Source organism: Bradyrhizobium sp. 62B (genome assembly GCF_030272265.2).
Classification (GTDB): Bacteria; Pseudomonadota; Alphaproteobacteria; order Rhizobiales; family Xanthobacteraceae; genus Bradyrhizobium.
In genome coordinates this window covers 2944560-2961829 of the sequence record NZ_CP092841.2, presented here as the reverse complement: position 1 = coordinate 2961829, position 17270 = coordinate 2944560, and the positions used below count along the sequence as shown (strand labels likewise).

General features: G+C 65.3%; 13 protein-coding genes, 1 tRNA gene and 1 pseudogene. 5 read left to right on the top strand and 10 right to left on the bottom strand.

What is annotated here, in order from left to right; translation table 11 throughout:
• Nucleotides 1-108: 108 nt before the first annotated feature.
• Nucleotides 109-348 (bottom strand): hypothetical protein, encoded by a 240-nt coding sequence (locus ML401_RS13770; RefSeq protein WP_027571757.1) that lies wholly within the window; start codon nucleotides 346-348, stop codon nucleotides 109-111.
• Nucleotides 349-727: 379 nt separating this feature from the next.
• On the opposite strand from ML401_RS13770, the gene ML401_RS13765 reads away from it, so the two are divergent.
• From ML401_RS13765 to ML401_RS13755, 3 genes are all read left to right on the top strand, one after another.
• Nucleotides 728-1897, top strand: a complete 1170-nt coding sequence (locus ML401_RS13765) for an efflux RND transporter periplasmic adaptor subunit (protein ID WP_194407551.1) — start codon at nucleotides 728-730, stop codon at nucleotides 1895-1897.
• Nucleotides 1894-5040: a multidrug efflux RND transporter permease subunit gene (locus ML401_RS13760; protein ID WP_212068427.1), complete on the top strand. Its 3147-nt coding sequence runs from the start codon at nucleotides 1894-1896 to the stop codon at nucleotides 5038-5040. The genes ML401_RS13765 and ML401_RS13760 overlap by 4 nt, the downstream gene beginning before the upstream one ends.
• Nucleotides 5041-5104: 64 nt before the next feature.
• Nucleotides 5105-5671, top strand: coding sequence for an invasion associated locus B family protein (locus ML401_RS13755; RefSeq protein WP_285812239.1), 567 nt, complete (start codon nucleotides 5105-5107; stop codon nucleotides 5669-5671).
• 12 nt (nucleotides 5672-5683) lie between these two features.
• Here the strand turns inward: ML401_RS13755 and ML401_RS13750 are convergent, their stop codons facing one another.
• Nucleotides 5684-7972, bottom strand: coding sequence for an arylsulfatase (locus ML401_RS13750; protein ID WP_285812238.1), 2289 nt, complete (start codon nucleotides 7970-7972; stop codon nucleotides 5684-5686).
• Nucleotides 7973-8109: 137 nt separating this feature from the next.
• On the opposite strand from ML401_RS13750, the gene ML401_RS13745 reads away from it, so the two are divergent.
• Nucleotides 8110-8784, top strand: a complete 675-nt coding sequence (locus ML401_RS13745) for a TetR/AcrR family transcriptional regulator (protein ID WP_285812237.1) — start codon at nucleotides 8110-8112, stop codon at nucleotides 8782-8784.
• Between the two features lie 10 nt (nucleotides 8785-8794).
• Here ML401_RS13745 and ML401_RS13740 read toward each other — a convergent pair.
• From ML401_RS13740 to ML401_RS13705, 8 genes and pseudogenes are all read right to left on the bottom strand, one after another.
• Nucleotides 8795-9159, bottom strand: a pseudogene (locus ML401_RS13740) (DUF1428 domain-containing protein).
• A 144-nt stretch (nucleotides 9160-9303) separates the two neighbouring features.
• Nucleotides 9304-9377, bottom strand: a tRNA-Gln gene (locus ML401_RS13735).
• Nucleotides 9378-9625: 248 nt separating this feature from the next.
• Nucleotides 9626-10597, bottom strand: a complete 972-nt coding sequence (locus tag ML401_RS13730) for a tripartite tricarboxylate transporter substrate binding protein (protein WP_211418116.1) — start codon at nucleotides 10595-10597, stop codon at nucleotides 9626-9628.
• Nucleotides 10598-10657: 60 nt separating this feature from the next.
• On the bottom strand, nucleotides 10658-11788 hold the full coding sequence (locus ML401_RS13725) for an iron-containing alcohol dehydrogenase (protein WP_285812236.1): 1131 nt from the start codon (nucleotides 11786-11788) through the stop codon (nucleotides 10658-10660).
• A gap of 13 nt (nucleotides 11789-11801) precedes the next feature.
• On the bottom strand, nucleotides 11802-12839 hold the full coding sequence (pdxA, locus tag ML401_RS13720) for a 4-hydroxythreonine-4-phosphate dehydrogenase PdxA (protein WP_194407543.1): 1038 nt from the start codon (nucleotides 12837-12839) through the stop codon (nucleotides 11802-11804).
• Nucleotides 12836-13942, bottom strand: coding sequence for a four-carbon acid sugar kinase family protein (locus ML401_RS13715; protein ID WP_285812235.1), 1107 nt, complete (start codon nucleotides 13940-13942; stop codon nucleotides 12836-12838). Before ML401_RS13715 ends, pdxA begins: the two co-directional genes overlap by 4 nt.
• Nucleotides 13939-15384, bottom strand: a complete 1446-nt coding sequence (locus ML401_RS13710; protein WP_285812234.1) for an FAD-binding oxidoreductase — start codon at nucleotides 15382-15384, stop codon at nucleotides 13939-13941. Before ML401_RS13710 ends, ML401_RS13715 begins: the two co-directional genes overlap by 4 nt.
• A gap of 4 nt (nucleotides 15385-15388) precedes the next feature.
• A complete protein-coding gene (locus ML401_RS13705; protein ID WP_285812233.1) occupies nucleotides 15389-16309 on the bottom strand; it encodes a dihydrodipicolinate synthase family protein in 921 nt (306 codons plus the stop codon).
• Between the two features lie 103 nt (nucleotides 16310-16412).
• Between ML401_RS13705 and ML401_RS13700 the strand changes: the two genes are divergently transcribed.
• Entirely contained in the window at nucleotides 16413-17264 is an 852-nt protein-coding gene (locus tag ML401_RS13700; protein ID WP_285812232.1) for an IclR family transcriptional regulator, read from the top strand.
• Nucleotides 17265-17270: the final 6 nt, after the last annotated feature.

Below are 17270 nucleotides of genomic sequence, written 5' to 3'. Positions count from 1 at the left end.
ACTGCAGTTTGAAACCGTTCTAAACCAAGACTGGACTCATTCTAAAAAGCTGCGCCATTTGCCGGCATAAGCGCAGCCTCCTTCACATCATCAATCTCCCGCACGACATCAATCGCTGCTCGGCGGCTTCATCAGCGAAAACAACTCGTCGACGGTCTTCTGCGCGACGGCGCGCACGCGATCGGTTGAGTCCATGCCGGCGATGTTGACGCCGTTCACGACGGCTTTGATCTCGTCGCGGAAGTCGGTGAGGAAGCGCAAGGGATCGCGCTGCTCGTTGGCCACCCGCGCGATCAATCCCGTGATCAGAATCTGACACGCGATCAGCTTGCCGTTCAATTCATCCATTCTGCACTCCATAGGTGGCGGCGCCGGATATGGCCGATGCACGAACTGCTGACTACCAAAACGGCTGCCACACGATTTAGAACCATTCTTGCGAGCAGCGCCAAGCGGCGCCCCGGCGCGGTGCCATTCGGATCGAGCACACTGTCTGCGGGTGCCGCACAAGACTTGCCCGCCGCTCGAGCCGGCCAAGCAAATGCAGCCCTGCACACCGCCGCGCCAGAGCACTGCCCAGACGGTGCAAAGCTTTCCAATTGTTTAGGATTCTCAACCGATAGTGCTGTTTACACTGGAACTTGGCGTGTATTATACAAACCCGCTGGAACCCTGCGATTGCCCTGTCATTCGTTAGCTGAGGGCATACGAGCCGACACGAGACGACATGAAAAAGTCCCGGCCGATCCTCTGGCTTCTGATCATCGCGGCCGTGGCCTCCGCGGGTTACTATGGTTGGCAGAAATTCGGATCTGGAGCCGGAAAAACCCAGACCGCCCAGAAGGGTCCACCCCGCCCGCCCGCCGTCCCTGTGAGCGTTGCTCCGGTCCAGAAAGTCGACTTCCCGGTCTACTTGACCGGTCTCGGCACGGTTCAGGGCTTCAACACCGTCCAGGTCCGCAGCCGGGTGGATGGCCAGATCGACAAACTCACCTTTAGGGAAGGCCAGATCGTCCAGGAGGGCGAGCTTCTGGTCTCGATCGACCCCCGTCCCTATCAGGCCACGCTCGACCAGGCCAAGGCCAAGAAGGCGCAGGACGAGGCCAGCCTCGCCAACGCCAATCTCGAACTTCAACGCGCCATGAAGCTCGGCGAATTCGCGACCGCGCAGCGGGTCGACACCCAGCGCTCGACCGTCGCCCAGCTCACTGCCCAGATCGCCGCCGACGAAGCCGCGATCGCCAACGCCCAGACCCAGCTCGACTACACCCAGGTCAAGGCGCCGATCACCGGCGTCGCAGGCCTGCGCCAGGTCGACATCGGCAACATCGTCAACGCCTCGACGCAGACGGGCATCGTCACGATCTCGCAGGTCGAGCCGATTTCCGTGATCTTCACCGCGCCGGAAGACCAGCTTCCCTATATCAGCGAGGGCCAGAAGAGCGGCGCGCTCAAGGTCATCGCTTTCAGCACCGACGGCAAGAAGACGCTGGCCGAGGGCAAGCTTGCGGTCATCAACAACCAGGTCGACACGACCAGCGGGACGATCCGGCTCAAGGCGGTGTTCGACAACAAGGACCACGCGCTGTGGCCGGGCCAATCGGTCTCGACGCGGCTTCTGGTGCGGACGCTGAAGGATGCCACGGTGGTTCCGGATGACGCGGTCCAGCATTCCACCAACGGCCTCTATGCCTATACGGTCAATCAGGACAACAAGGCCGAGGTGCACAAGGTCAAGGTCAGCTATGCCATCGACGGCCATTCGGTCATCGAAGAAGGCTTGAGCCCCGGTCAGCAGGTGATTGTCGGCGGTCAGTTCAAGGTCCAGCCCGGGAGCCTCGTCTCGACGGCGGTGGCGAGCTCGGATCCGGCCCAGAGTAAGGTACGACGGGAATGACCGAGGGCGGGATTTCGGCACCTTTCATCCGTTATCCCATCGGCACCTCGCTGCTGATGGCCGGTATTCTCTTCATAGGTCTCGTCGCCTATCCCCTGCTTCCGGTCGCACCGCTGCCGCAGGTCGACTTCCCGACCATCCAGATCACTGCCAACCTGCCGGGCGGCAGCCCCGAGACGATGGCCTCGTCCGTGGCCCAGCCGCTGGAGCGCCAGTTCGCCCAGATCCCCGGCATCGCGCAGATGACCTCGACGAGTTATCTGGGCACCGCGTCGGTCACCATTCAGTTCGACCTCAATCGCAGCATCGACGGTGCCGCCAACGACGTTCAGGCAGCCATCAACGCGGCCTCCGGCCAGTTGCCGAAGAACCTGCCGTCGCCACCGACCTACCGCAAGGTCAATCCGGCGGACTCGCCGATCCTCATCATGTCCGCCACGTCGGACACCCTGCCGCTGACCACAGTGAGCGACTCCGTCGATGCGCAGCTGGCGCAGCAGATCAGCCAGATTTCCGGCGTCGCGCAAGTCATCATCGGCGGCCAGCAGAAACCGGCGATCCGTATCCAGATCGATCCGGCCAAGCTCGTCGCCAAGGGCCTGTCGCTGGAGGACGTGCGCAGCCAAATCGCGATCACGACGGTCGACAGCCCCAAGGGCAACATTGACGGCCCCAACCGCGCCTACACGATCTACGCCAACGATCAGCTCACTCATTCCAAGGATTGGAACGACGTCATCATCGCCTACCGCAACGGCGGGCCGCTGCGCATCCGCGACATCGGGCAGGCCGTCACCGGCCCGGAAGATGCTAAGCAGGCGGCCTGGGCGAACGGCAAACGCGGCGTGTTCCTCGTCGTGTTCAAGCAGCCCGGTGCCAACGTCATCGAGACCGTAGACAAGATCAAGGCGGCCCTGCCACGCCTCGTTGCGGCGATCCCGCCGGCGATCAAGATCGAGCTGATGAGCGACCGAACCCAGACGATCCGGGCCGCGGTCGAAGACGTCCAGTTCACCCTGCTCCTGACCATCTTCCTCGTGGTCATGGTCATCTTCATCTTCCTGCGCAGCTTCTGGGCGACGGTCATTCCCACGATTACCGTCCCTCTGGCGCTGCTTGGCGCCTGCTCGCTGATGTGGGTGGCCGGCTATACCCTGGACAACCTCTCCCTGATGGCGCTGACGATCGCGGTCGGCTTCGTGGTCGATGACGCCATCGTCATGCTCGAAAACATCTCCCGCTACGTCGAGGAAGGCGAAGCGCCGATGGCCGCCGCCTACAGGGGCGCGAAGGAAATCGGTTTCACCATCGTTTCAATCAGCATTTCGCTGGTCGCCGTGCTGATCCCGCTGCTGCTGATGGGCGGCATCATCGGCCGCCTGTTCCGCGAGTTCGCCGTCGTGCTGGCGATGACCATCTTCGTCTCGATGGTCGTCTCCCTGACGCTGACCCCGATGATGGCCTCGCGCTTCCTGCGCGCCCATGGCGAAGTCAAGCACGGCCGCTTCTATCAGTGGAGCGAAGGCGCCTTCGACGCGATGCTGCGCGGCTATGAGCATGTTCTCGACATCGCCCTGAGCTGGAGGCGCACCACGCTCGCCATCTTCTTTGCGACTCTCGCCCTGTCGGTCTATCTCTTCGTGCTGATCCCCAAGGGCTTCTTCCCACAGCAGGACAACGGCCTGATCACCTCGACCTCCGAAGCCTCGCAGGACATTTCCTTCGCGGCCATGAAGGAGCGGCAAGAGGCGCTCGCCAAGGTCGTGCAGGCGGATCCAGGCGTCGCCAGCGTCGCCATGGCGATCGGCGGCAGCGGCAGGGCCGGCAACAACGGCGGCCTGTTCATCACGTTGAAACCGCGCAATCAGCGCGACGCTTCGGCGCAGGAGATCATCGCACGCCTCCGTCCCCAGCTCGACAAGGTGCCCGGCGCCCGCCTCTACATGCAGGCGTCCCAGGACGTCCGGCTCGGCGGCCGGCCGACGCGTACGCAGTTCGAATTCACGCTGCAGGACGCCAATCTGGAGGAGCTCAACGAATGGGCGCCCAAGATCCTCGCCAAGATGCAGACGCTGCCGGAGCTGCGCGACGTCGCGACCGACCAGCAGACGCAGGGCACCACCGTCCAGCTCAAGATCAACCGCGATACCGCCTCACGCTACGGCATCCAGCCGCAGCTGATCGACGACACGCTGTATGACGCCTTCGGACAGCGTCAGGTCACGCAATATTTCACCCAGCTCAACACCTACAAGGTGATCCTGGAGATCCTGCCGGAGATGCAGGGCAATCTCGACAGCCTCAACAAGCTCTATCTCAAATCGCCGCTGACGGGCGATCAGGTCCCGCTGTCGACATTCGCGACCTGGACCACCGATCCGGTCCGCCCGCTCTCGATCAGCCATCAGGGCCAGTTCCCGGCGATCACGATCAGCTTCAACCTCGCGCAAGGCGTCGCGCTCGGCCAGGCAACCGAAGCCGTCCAGAAGGCGATGGCCGATCTCGGCGCGCCGCCGACGCTCAACTCGAGCTTCCAGGGCACCGCGCAGGCGTTCCAGCAATCGCTCGGCACCGTGCCGCTGCTGATTCTCGCCGCGCTCGTCGTCGTCTACCTGATCCTCGGCATTCTCTACGAGAGCTACATCCATCCGATCACGATCCTGTCGACGCTTCCCTCGGCCGGCGTCGGCGCGCTGGCGATCCTGATGGCGGCCGGCTTCGACTTCAGCCTGATTGCGCTGATCGGCATCATCCTTCTGATCGGCATCGTGAAGAAGAACGGCATCATGATGGTCGACTTTGCGATCGCCGCCGAACGCGACGAGCACAAGACGCCGGAGGAATCGATCCGCCAGGCCGCGTTGCTGCGCTTTCGCCCGATCATGATGACGACGATGGCCGCGCTGCTCGGCGGCGTGCCCTTGATGCTCGGTCACGGCACCGGCGCCGAGATCCGCCAGCCGCTCGGCTACGCCATGGTCGGCGGCCTCATCGTCAGCCAGGCGCTGACGCTGTTCACGACGCCCGTCGTCTATCTCTATCTCGACAAGCTCAACAACTGGTTCTCCACCTGGGGCCGTTCGGACGACGACGAAGGCGACGAGGCGACCGCGCACGGCACCGTCAAGCAAGCGGCCGAGTAAGCTTGCGCCGCGCCTCCCGCGACGCTACAGCGAGGCCCTCGGTTCACGCCAACGCGGTTTCGTCATGCTCATGCAATCCAGACTTGTCGCCCTCGCCGCATTTATCCTGTTGTCCTTGGGCGCCGCGCATGCCCAGCAGGGCGCGAAGAAGAACGCAGCACCTGCCCCGGCCGCACACCCCTCGCCCGCGCCGACACAAGCACAGGCTGACGGTGCGCCCGGGCAGCCTGGCTGGATCGTCCGCTGCACCAGCGCCAGCCGCGATGCGCCGCTCGAATGCGCGATGGAGCAGAACGCGGTGCTGACCAAGACCGGCCAGACCGTCGTCCTGATCAACATCCGCATCGCGCCCGACACCCGCACGCCGGTGGCGCTGCTGCAATTGCCGCTCGGCCTCAACCTCCCCGTCGGCGCCAAGCTCCAGGTCGATGAAGGCAAGACGTTCGACCTGCAGATCCAGACCTGCGAAAACCGCGGCTGCTACGCCTCGACGCCGGTCGCGGCGGACCTCCTCGCCGCCTTGCGGTCGGGCAAGCAATTGAAGGTCTCGTTCCAGAACATGGCCAAGGAGACGATCGCGATCCCGATGCCGCTGGGCGATTTCGCGGCCGCCTACGACAAGATCAAGTAAGGGGTTTCTCCGTCACTGCCGCGCCATCTGCGCGTTGCCGACGGCTTCGCCGTCGAGCTTCTGGTCGTCATGCATGGTGACAGTGACGCGCAGCAGCTTTCCCCCGTACTCGAACGGCGCCGCGTAATGCGAGACCGCGCTGCCGCGGTCGCGGCCGATGTCGAGGCCTGACCACGAGATCAGCGTGTGGAAGCCGAGCTGGGTCTGCAGCGCCCCTGCTTGCTCGCCGTCGATCAGCAGCGTGTACGCGCTGACGCCGGTGCGCGCGCCCTTCGCCGGCGGCTCCTTGCGCACCAGACGCTCGACATGCACGCCGAGCCGCCGCGCGCCTGACGGTACCTTGCGGTCCGACCGCACGATCTGGTGGCTCCCGCCGATGTTGAGATCGTGCACGAGATGGCCGTCGCTGACATAGAGGCTGTAGCCCGACGTCGCATCGCCGTGCGAGATCAGCACGCCGTCAGCGCCCTGCTCGTCGGTCTCGACATGCGCCTCGATCGTGTAGCTGCGGCTGCGCACGTCGGGCGCGACGTCGGTCGGCACGTGGCCCATGCCGGCGTGAAAGACGAAGTGGTGGCGCGCACCGTGGAAGCGCCTGGCATTCTCCGCAAAGCGCGGCCCGAAGCGGTCGTCGAGCGGCAGCACGTTGTGCTTCTCGGCCTCGTCCCACCACATCGCGATCATCCGGCCGAGACGCTCCGGCTCGGTTGCCGCAAGGTCGTTGGTCTCGGAGAAATCCGCATCCAGATGGAACAGCTCCCATCTGTCGTTCTCGAACGGCGTGCCCGACGGATGAAAGGCGACCGCCTTCCACCCGGCGTGCCAGAGACCGCGATGGCCGAACATCTCGAAATATTGCGGCGAGCTCTTCGACGGCGCGGATGCATCCGCGATCGACCGCGCAAAGCTCTCGCCTTCGAGCGGCATCTGTCGGCAGCCTGCGATATCCGCGGGAGCGTCGATACCGATCAGCTCCAGCAGCGTCGGCGTGAGGTCGCAGGCGTGGACGAACTGGTGACGCAGCTCGCCTTTGGCCACAATCCTCTTCGGCCAGTTGAAGACGAAGGGATCGCGGATGCCGCCGCCATGGGTGTTCTGCTTGTAACGGCGCAGCGGCGTGTTGGATGCCATCGCCCAGCCATGCGGGAAGTTGCTGTGGGTGTCGGGCCCGCCGATATCGTCGATGCGGGCGAGCTTTTCGGCGATCGGCTCCGGCTTGAAGTTGAACGGCCCCATCGCATTGACGAATCCGAGCGGCCCGCCCTCCTGGCTCGCGCCATTGTCGGACATCACGATGATCACGGTGTTGTCGCGGATGCCGGCCGTGTCGAGGAATGCGACCAGCCGCGCCAGATGGCGGTCGGAATGGTCGAGCATGCCGGCGAAGGCCGCCTGCAGTCTGGTGAAGACGCGCCGCTCGTCGGCCGAATGCTCCTCCCAGGCCTTCACGCCGTCATTGCGCGCGGGCATCTTCGTAGCCGCGGGCACCAGGCCCATCGCCTTCTGGCGCGCGAGACGCTGCTCGCGCTCGACGTCCCAGCCATGGGCGAAGGCGGCGTCATAGCTCTTGATGATCTCGGCCGGCGCCTGATGCGGCGCATGGCAGGCTCCGAGCGCGACCCAGGTCAGCCAGGGCACGTCAGGCCGATCGGCGAGGTGATCGCCGATGAAGCGGATCGACTGGTCCATCAGGTCTTCGGTCAGATGATAGCCGTCGGCGTAGCTGCCCGGCGGATCGATATGCGTGTTGTCGGAGACGAGCTCCGGCGCGTACTGGTCAGTCTCGGCGTCGAGGAAGCCATAGAAGCGATCGAAGCCGCGCCCGAGCGGCCAGCCGTCGAACGGGCCGGTGGCCCCGCTCTCGGTCAGCGGCGTGACGTGCCATTTGCCGACCATGTAGTTGCGATAGCCGTGCCCGCGCAGCATCTCGGCCAGCGTCCCCGCCTCGCGCGCGATCTTGCCGCGATAGCCGGGATAGCCGGAATCGAAATTGGCGAGGCACCCGACCCCGACCGAATGATGGTTGCGCCCGGTGAGCAGCGCGGCGCGCGTCGTCGAGCACATTGCGGTGGTGTGGAAACCGCTGTAGCGCAGGCCTTCCGCGGCGAGCCTGTCGATGGTCGGCGTCCTGATCGCCGAACCGTAGCAGCCGAAATCGGAGAAGCCGACGTCGTCGAACAGCACCACGAGGATGTTCGGCGCGCCCTCGGGCGGCTTCACAGCGTCCGGCCACCAGGGTTTTGACTCCGCAACCGTCTTGCCGACGCTGCCGCGGAACGGCGTACCGCTGCCTGCACTCATCTGATCCTCCCTGCTGGACCGTATTTCGTTGTCTTGAGCCCCGTTGTCTGTGGCGCGCCCGCGGTTGACCCGCGGCTCGTATCGGGCTAAAGTATAATCCGAATTATGATTATGATTTTTGGCGGATGCAAGCCCGGATGCGCCCACGGTCAGACCAGCCTGAGCTTCCCGATTTCGACCTGCCGGGGGTGGCTCCGTCGCGGCAGAAGCGCAGCCGGGAAACGACGCTGGCGCTGCTGCGCGCCGGCGCCGCGATGCTGAGGACGCGCAGCCTTGGAGAGCTCTCGATCGAGGCGCTGTGCACCGAAGTCGGAGCCACCGTCGGCGCCTTTTACAGTCGTTTCGAAAGCAAGGAGAGCTATTTCAACGCGCTGATGGCACTGGCCACACGCGACGCGGAGCAGCGGCTCGGCGACATCCGCCCGCCCTCCCCCGGCATGGGCCTCGACGAGCTCTGCCATGTCGTCGTCAGCGGCATCATCGTCTGGATGCGCAGCCACGAGGGCGTGCTGCGCGCCGCACTTCAGCACGACGACACTCGCCCGGACCAATGGACGCCGTTCAAGGCCCTCGCCCGGGCGACCACCACGCGCGCGACCCCTCTCCTGCTGCCGGCCATGGGCAAGGGCCGCAAGGCGGCGAAGACCCGCGCCATCGCCTTCGGCTTCCAGATCGTGCTGGGCACTCTGGTGAACGCGATCCTCAACGATCCCGGACCGCTGTCGCTCTCGTCGAAGGAGATGGAGACGCGGCTCGCCGACTGCCTGTTGCTGCTGCTCCAGGCCGAATACGGCCGCGCGTCCCCGAGATAGGTCTTCTCTGTCAGCCGACGACGTCGCTCGCCTGCATCAGCGTCGTGAAGCCGCCGTAGATCATGCGCTTGCCGTCGAACGGCATACCCTCCATCTTCAGCCGCGGGTCCGCCATCACCTTCTTGTTGACGGCATCGCGGGTCTCCCGGTCGCGGTAGACGATCCAGGAGAACACCACGACTTCGTCTTCTTTCGCCATCACGGCGCGCGGGAACGAGGTCAGCTCGCCATAGGGGACGTCGTCACCGATGCATTCTACGTAATCGAGTGCACCGTGCTCCATCCAGAGCGCGCAGGCGGTCGCCGTCAGCGTCTTGTAAGCCTCTCGATCTTGTCCTTCGGCACGGCCAGAACGAAACCATCGACATAGGGCATCACGGATCTCCCAAGGGTTGTATGGCCCAAGGACGATGCAGAGCGCAGCGATCCGACGGCGAGATGCGATTTTCAGCTGAGGCAAACCGTCGCGAGCGGCGCGGCTATCCGAACGAAACCTTGATCGTGGAGAACGCCCGGGACTGGCTGGGGAACCTGGATTCGAACCAAGACAAACAGAGTCAGAGTCTGTTGTGCTACCGTTACACCATTCCCCAACGGAATAGTCGAACAAATTCAAACACTTGCTGATTTGTTCGACTGTCACCGGAAGCGCGTTTGGCGCAAATCACGGCTCGGGCGTGGCAGGGTTCTACCCGCTCGTTTCCGGGCTGGCAAGCGCCGCGGTGGATGGATCGCCGCCTAAAGCATGACCCGGAAAAGTGCGCAGCGGTTTTCCGAAAAGATCACGCTTTAAACAATAACCTCGAGCGCGATGGCGATTCCATCCTCATCGCATCGCGCTTTAGTCCAGCTTGATGTTCGCGGCCTCGATCACCTTCTTCCAGCGCGCCGTCTCGGCGGCGATGTAGGCCGCGAACGGTTCGGAATCCACGGCGACCGCGGTGGCGCCGAGCTCAGCCAATTTCTGCACCGTCTCCGGCTGCTGCATGAAGGCACGGATCTCGGCCGAGAGCTTTTCGACGATCGGCTTCGGCGTCCCGGCAGGAACGAAGAAGCCGTGCCAGGCCACCGCCTCGAAGCCGGGCAGGAACTCGGCGACGGCCGGCGCCTGCGGATCGAAGTCTGCGCGCTTGGGCGTTGCGGTCGCGAGCAGCGCGAGCTGTCCGGTCTTCACCTGCGGCAGCAGCAGCGGCACGTTATCGAACGCGAGATCGATCTGTCCGCTCAGCAGATCCGTCAGCATCTGGCTCGAGCCCTTGTAGGGCACGTGCACCATCTTGGTGCCGGTCATCTGCTGGAACAGCTCGCCGGCAAGGTGCTGCGAGGTGCCGACACCGGCCGAGCCGAACGAGACCTTGTCCGGATTCGCCTTCAGATAGGCGATCAGCTCGGGCACGGTGCGCGCCTTGATCTTGTTGGGGTTGACGACGAGCACGTTGGGCACGACGCTGATCTGGGCGACCGGCATCAGGTCCTTGTCCGGCTGGTAGCTGAGCTTCGGCCCGTAGAGCGATGGGTTGATCGCAAGCGCGGACGTGCTGGCAACGCCGAGCGTGATGCCGTCAGGCGCGGATTTCGCGAGCCGCGTCACGCCGAGGATCGAGCCGGCGCCGCCCACATTCTCGACCACGAAGGGCTTGCCGAACTTCACCTGCAGATGGTTGGAGACCATGCGCGCGAAAATGTCCGCGGTGCCGCCGGCGGCAAAGGGAACGATCACCGTCACCTGCTTGGACGGATAGGCATCCTGCGCCTTCGCCGGTGACGTCGCCAGCAGCATGACTGAGGCAAGAGCAGCCCACATCGATCTCATCAAAGTTTTCCTCCGTTGTCCGTGTTGTTGATTGGCCGCCGCGCGGAGCGGCGGAGAGAGCTAGAACGCGGCCTCGTACATGCTCAGGATCGAGTCCCGGCCGAGGTCGCGCGGATTGTTGTCGAGCAGGCGGCGAATGGCGTGCGCCTCGTCCGCCATCACGCCGAGATCGTTTCTGGGCACGCCGAGAGCGGCGAGCCGCATCTCGATGCCGAGCTCCTTGCAGAACCCATAGGTCGCGTCGAATGCGAGCTTCGGATCGTTGCGTTCCTGCAAGCCCAGTGCGCCCAGCACCGCGACCGTCTTCGTCTCCACCGCCGGCATGTTGAAGGCGAGCGTGTGCGGGAAGATCACCGCACAGGCCAGCCCATGCGCCACGTGGTGACGCGTGCCGAGCGGATAGGCCACCGCATGACCGGCGGTCGTGTTCACCGGCCCGAGGCAATAGCCGCCATAGAGCGAGGCCAGCGACAGACCCGCGCGCGCCTCGCGATCACCGCCATCGGCCACCGCGCGCTTGAGATAGCGTCCGACCAGCCGCGCGCCTTCGAGCGCGTAGAGATCGATCGTCGGATGCGCCTTGCGGCTGGTATAGGCCTCGACGCAATGCGCCAGCGCATCGACGCCGGTCGCCGCGGTGACCTCCTTCGGCACGGTCATCGTCAGGTCCGGATCGACGATGGCGATGTCGGCCAGCATGAAGCGGCTTTGCACCGCCTGCTTGTTCTGGCTGACGGGATCCGTGACGAGCGCGCGCGTGCCAGCCTCGCTGCCGGTGCCCGACGTCGTCGGGATCTGCATCAGGGCCACGCTACGGCCGGCCACCTTTTCCGGCCCGACGATGTCGGCGAAGGGCACGTCACTCGTGCACATTACCGCAACCAGCTTGGCGAGATCCATCGCGCTGCCGCCACCGAAACCGACGACGAGATCGGGCCTGACGTCCTTCGCCATCGCCACGGCCTTCTCGAGATTGGGCAGGTCCGGCTCCGGCTTGACGTCGCCGAACACCTTCACCGCCCCAGGCAGCGCCAGCATGTCGGCACGGGCAGCGTTGAACAGATCGGAGATCACCAGCGGCCGCTTGGCGCCGATCCGCGCGGCGAAGCGCGCCGCGGCGGTGATGGTGCCGTTGCCGAACTCCAGGATGGTGGGGCGCTGGATCTCGATAGGCGTGAAGGAGTTGGTCATCTTGCGTTCGATCTCATGATTTGGATGCGGAGGCGCCGGCGGACAGCCGTTCGGCATAGTCGATGGCCTCGATCAGGCTGTGCTCATTGGCGATGCCCTTGCCGGCGATGTCGAAGGCGGTGCCGTGATCGACGGAGGTGCGGATGATCGGCAGCCCCAGCGTGATGTTAACGCCCGAGAGCTCCTGCCAGCGGCCGGTCGCGGGATCGACCTGGAAGCCGAGCAGCTTAACCGGAATGTGCCCCTGGTCATGGTACATCGCGACCGCCGCATCGTACTGGCCGGCGCGCAGCTTGACGAAGATGGTGTCGCCGGGCACGGGGCCGACGACGTCGAGACCATCCGCAACCGCTTTCGCAATCGTCGGCGCGGAGACGTCGATATCCTGCCGGCCGAACAGGCCGCCCTCGCCGGCATGCGGATTGAGCGCGGCGATCGCGATCTTCGGCTTGGCGATGCCGAGCCGCAGCAAGGCATCATTGGTGAGGTCGATCACCATGCGCAGGCGCTCCGGCGTCAGACGCTTCGGCACGTCCTCCAGCGCCACATGGGTCGAGACGTGGCTGACACGCATGTTGCCGTGGGCGAGCAGCATCACCGAGCCGCGCACGCCGGTGAGATGCGCCAGCATCTCGGTATGACCGGGAAAATGATAACCGGCCTTGTTGAGCGCTTCCTTGTTGAGCGGCGCGGTGACGATGGCCCCGGTCCGTCCCGCCTGCGTCAAACGCACGCCCTGCTCGATCGCCTTGTAGGCAAAGCGCCCGCCATCGGCGCTGAGCACGCCGGGCTTGATCGGGTCTCCCTCAGCATCCGCCTGCAGGTAGCAGAGGTTCGGCCACTCACGATCCTCCGCGGAGACTTGGGGGATCGCAACATTGGCCCCGAGAGCCGCCTTCGCGCCATCGAGCGCCGCGCCGCTGCCGATGATCAGCAGGCGCAGATCGCCGGTCGCGATACGGTCCTTCAGCCCGACGCAGGCCTTGACGATGATCTCCGGGCCGATCCCGGCCGGATCGCCCATGGTGATGGCAAGATGACGAGAGGTCATGTCGGACTCTCCATTCTGAGTAGGTGATTGTCCCGCAGCAGATCGCGCCACAGCTCGCTGGGACCGAATGCACCGGATTTCGAGATGATTTCGACGCCGGCCCAGCGGCCGCCCTGCAGGATCGAGCGCGGCAGTCCCGGAACAACGCGCCCTGTCACCTCGAGCGCATGCGCGCCGAGGGCGACGCATGCGGCTCTCAGGGTTTCTCCACCGGCAACGATCAGCGTGCCCGGCGGTTCGAGTGCCGCAATCAGTGCTGCCATTTCGCGCGCGATCCGCTGCGCCGCCTCGACGCGCGACAGATCGTCGGCAAGCGAGAACTTGACCAGCGCCACGGCCTCGTCGGCCAGCTTGCGTCGAACGCCCGCGCCGCCCTCGCCCTCCGTCACCGCGATGGTGGCTTCGCCACATGCCGCGAGTTGGGCTGCGGTTGCAGCGTGGTCGGAGCCAAACAGGCCCAGCACCGGACGCTTCAATTGGCTCGGCGCATCGGCACGATGGCTGCGGGCCAGCGCACCGGCCAGGCCGCCGCTGCCGCACCACAGCACGGGCCCCGGCATGCGCCGCGCCATGTCGACGACACGATCGAGGTCGAGGTCGTTCTCGGCATCGAACACCTGAACGCCGCCTTGCGAGAGCGTGTCGGGTGTGCCCGGCCGTGCATCGATGCCGTCTTGCCTCAATTGATCCAGCAGATTGTCGCCGACCCGATGCCAATCGCCATGCACGGTGCGCGCGAACTGCTGGCCGCCGACGGTGCGGCGCCCCTGATAGTCAAAGGCGGGCGCGACCACGCAGGAGGCCCAATGGCCAGTGCGCAGGCAGGCGCCAAGCTCGGCCGCCCACGCGCCCCGAAGAAGGCTGTCAACTTTCTTGTAGGCGATCGTCCCACCCTGAAGGTGCGGCGCCAGTCGGCCGACGATCCCGACGCTCTCCGCCTTCGACCGCTCACGGGTGCCGCTGTCGATTGCCAGGCTACCGGAGCCCCGCGGCGCAAACGTTTCCGACCAGATGACGTCGAACGGCCCGCACAGGCCGACGAACTCCGCCGCGGTGTCGAGCGCACCGGTGAGATCGTCGGCGAGCAGGCGGACGCTGGTCATCGCTGCACGCCTCCCGCGACGAAAATCTTGCCCGGATTCATCAGGCCGTTCGGGTCGAGAAGCCGTTTGATGTCGCGCATCAGCTCGATGTCGAAGGGATCGGCGAGGCGGGCGAGACGGCCACGATTGGTGATGCCGATGCCATGCTCGGCGCTGATCGCCCCGCCCTGCGCCGCGGTCTCGTCATCGACAATCTCGTTGATCTCGGCGACCAGCTTGGCAGTAGCATCCGGGTCCTGGCAATGCACCCGGTCGATCAGGGCCACGACGTGGATGTTGCCGTCGCCGATATGGCCGTGCATCACCACGTTCGCATGCGAGACGGCCGCCTTGATCCGTGCTTCGACATTGGTCACGAAGGCCGCCTGACGCTCTAGCGGAACCACGCTGTCATGCGACACGACATAGCCGCTGCGCTTGTTGCCTTCGGACACACTGTGCCTGACGGCCCAGATCGCCTTGGCCTGCGCAAGGTTGGACGCGAGGATCACGTCTTCAGCCAGACCGACCTCCATCGCGTCCGCCAGCACCGTGGCCAGCGGCTCGTCGAGATCGACGCCGGGAAGCGTGTCGGTCAGCTCGACGATCAGATACCATGGCGTCGTCAGCTCGAAGGGAATGGTGACATGCGGCACGGTCCTCGCGATCGCCTCGATCTGCGACCGCGACATGATCTCGAGGCTGCCGAGCCGGTCCCCGACCGTGCCGCGCAGGCGCTGCATGATCTCGAGTGCCTGCTCGACGCCCTGCAACTTCAACAGCGCCAGCGCCGAGCTGCGCGGCGGCGCGAACAGTTTCAGCACCGCCGCGGTGACGATGCCGAGCGTCCCCTCTGCCCCGATGAAGAGCTGCTTGAGGGCGTAGCCGGTGTTGTCCTTGCGCAAGGCGCGCAGGCCATTGAAGACGCGTCCGTCAGGAAGCACGACCTCCAGGCCGAGCACGAGATCGCGCGTCGGACCGTAGCGCAGCACGGCGGTGCCGCCCGCATTGGTCGAGATGTTGCCGCCGATCTGGCAGGAGCCCTCGGCGCCGAGGCTCAAGGGAAAATAGCGATCGACGTCCCGCGCCGCGTTCTGCACCTCCGCGAGAATGCAACCGGCCTCGACCGTGATGGTGTTGGCAAGCGGGCTGACGTCGCGCACGGCCCGCATCCGGTCGAGCCGGATCACGACATTGCCCGCGTGATCGTCGGGCGTCGCCGCCCCGCACATGCCGGTGTTGCCACCCTGCGGCACGATCGCGAGCCGCCTTGCCGCGCAGAACTTCACGATTGCGGCGACCTCGGCCGTCGAGCCGGGCTTCACGACTGCGACGGCGCGACCGTGATAGCGCCCGCGCCAGTCCACCACATAGGGCTCCTGGTCGGTCCGGGACGCAATGACGTGCTTGTCGCCGACGATCGCGGCGAGCCCGGTCAACGCATCCTGGAATGAGCAGGACATGGCGCTAGACGGCCGCGGCGAACGCCGCCGCATTCGCGAGCAGCTCTTTCACCTGAGCTGGCGGCAAGGATTCCAGCGGCGGCCGCAGGCGCTGCCATCCGGTATGCCCGGTGCGCTCGGCCACCAGCGCCTTCAGTGAGGCCATCTGCGGAAAGCGCGAGACCAGCTCGCGCGCCTTCACGATGCGCGCCTGCGCCGCCTTGAGGGGTGCGTCGTCGTCGCTGTCGCGAAAGTGCTTGTAGACATAGGCCAGGTCGCGCGCGACGAGGTTGGAGGTCGCGGTGATGCAGCCGGCGCCGCCCTTGCGCAGCAGCGGCAGGAGCAAGGGATCAGCCCCGACCAGAACCGAGAAGCCCGGGAAGCGCTCGACCATGGCGGTCATGTTGGCGAAGTCGCCCGAGGAATCCTTGATTCCGGTGAAGGTCGTCGGATAGGCCTTGCGCATCCGCTCGATCAGCGCATGCGAGATCGGCTGCGCCGACATCTGCGGAATGTGATAGAGCACGACCTTCAGCCTGGCATCGCCGATGCGCTGCACGACCTCGCTGTAGGAGGCGAAGATGCCGTCGTCGCTGACGCCCTTGTAATAGAACGGCGGCAGCATCACCACGGTCTCGACGCCGACCGAGAGCGCATGACGCGTCAGCGCAATGGTCTCGGTGAGCGCGGCGACGCCCGTTCCCGGAAGAAGCCGCTGCGGCGCGATGCCCGCGGCCACCGCCGCTTCGAGCAGTGCCATGCGCTCGGCCGCCGAGAAGGAGTTCGCCTCGCCGGTGGTGCCGAGCAGCGCAATGCCGTCGCAGCCCTCCTCCAGCAAATAGCGGCAATGCGCGACGAAGCGCGCATGATCGGGGGCAAGTTCGGCGTCGAGCGGCGTCAGCGCGGCGGAGAACACGCCATGAGGGTGTAGCGATGATGTCGACAAACTTCCTCCGATCGTCAAATCGATATTGTTCGGAATGCGAACATTTGTTATTGTGTTGACCTGTCGTAAAATCAGCCGGCCGCCACGTCAAGGGCGGTGCGTCATGGCAAGGCATTCGGGCATGGCCAAGGTCGAGAAAAAGGCCACGAAGCGCAAAGCGGAATCGCTCCCGAAAAATCCAAAGAACTACGTTGCTTCCGTCGGCAAGGCCTTTGCCGTGCTCCAGAGCTTCAGCAGCGAGGCTTTCGAGCTGACCCTGAGTGAGATTGCCGCACGGGCCGATCTCGATCGCGGAACGGCGTTTCGCCTGATCCAGACCCTGGTCGAGCTCGGCTATCTCCAGGCCGTTCCACCGAGCCGCCGGTTCCGCCTCGGGATTGCGTGTCTCGACCTCGGCTACACCGTGCTCTCGCATGGATCGTTGCGGCCGATGGTCGAGCCGCTGCTGCGCGGCCTCGTGCCTGATGTTGGCGACGCGGTTTCCCTCGGCATCCTCGACGGCGGCGACGTCGTCTATCTCGCGCGCGTCGGCGCCGGCCTCGACCGCCACAAGATGGACCGCCGGCCCGGCACGCGCATTCCCGCCTACAGCGCCGCGCTCGGCCATGTCATGCTGGCGCATCTGGCGCGCGAGGAACAGATTGCGCGGCTGGAAGCGCGCCCACGCGTCAAGCTGTCGGAGCGGACGCTGACCGATCTCGATGCCCTGCTCGCCCGGCTCGACCAGGTGAAGAAAAAGGGCCACGCCGTCTCCGACGGCGAGAACGCCTACGGCCTGCGCACGCTGGCAACGCCGATCTTCGACGCGCAGGACCAGGTGATCGGAGGATTAAGTGTCACGGTCGATGCGATGCGCATGGACATGGCAGCCTTCCGCGACCAGGCGCTGCCCAAGCTGATGCAGCTGACGGCCCAGGTGCAGGATCTTGCGATCAAGTCGGGACTGACGAGCTGATCACGG

Coding starts and splice junctions, on each gene's coding strand:
- ML401_RS13700 (WP_285812232.1), top strand. CDS start 16,413: ATGGCAAGGCATTCGGGCATGGCCAAGGTCGAGAAAAAGGCCACGAAG.
- ML401_RS13755 (WP_285812239.1), top strand. CDS start 5,105: ATGCTCATGCAATCCAGACTTGTCGCCCTCGCCGCATTTATCCTGTTG.
- ML401_RS13750 (WP_285812238.1), bottom strand. CDS start 7,972: ATGAGTGCAGGCAGCGGTACGCCGTTCCGCGGCAGCGTCGGCAAGACG.
- ML401_RS13770 (WP_027571757.1), bottom strand. CDS start 348: ATGGATGAATTGAACGGCAAGCTGATCGCGTGTCAGATTCTGATCACG.
- ML401_RS13715 (WP_285812235.1), bottom strand. CDS start 13,942: ATGACCAGCGTCCGCCTGCTCGCCGACGATCTCACCGGTGCGCTCGAC.
- ML401_RS13710 (WP_285812234.1), bottom strand. CDS start 15,384: ATGTCCTGCTCATTCCAGGATGCGTTGACCGGGCTCGCCGCGATCGTC.
- ML401_RS13765 (WP_194407551.1), top strand. CDS start 728: ATGAAAAAGTCCCGGCCGATCCTCTGGCTTCTGATCATCGCGGCCGTG.
- ML401_RS13760 (WP_212068427.1), top strand. CDS start 1,894: ATGACCGAGGGCGGGATTTCGGCACCTTTCATCCGTTATCCCATCGGC.
- pdxA (WP_194407543.1), bottom strand. CDS start 12,839: ATGACCTCTCGTCATCTTGCCATCACCATGGGCGATCCGGCCGGGATC.
- ML401_RS13730 (WP_211418116.1), bottom strand. CDS start 10,597: ATGAGATCGATGTGGGCTGCTCTTGCCTCAGTCATGCTGCTGGCGACG.
- ML401_RS13725 (WP_285812236.1), bottom strand. CDS start 11,788: ATGACCAACTCCTTCACGCCTATCGAGATCCAGCGCCCCACCATCCTG.
- ML401_RS13745 (WP_285812237.1), top strand. CDS start 8,110: ATGCGCCCACGGTCAGACCAGCCTGAGCTTCCCGATTTCGACCTGCCG.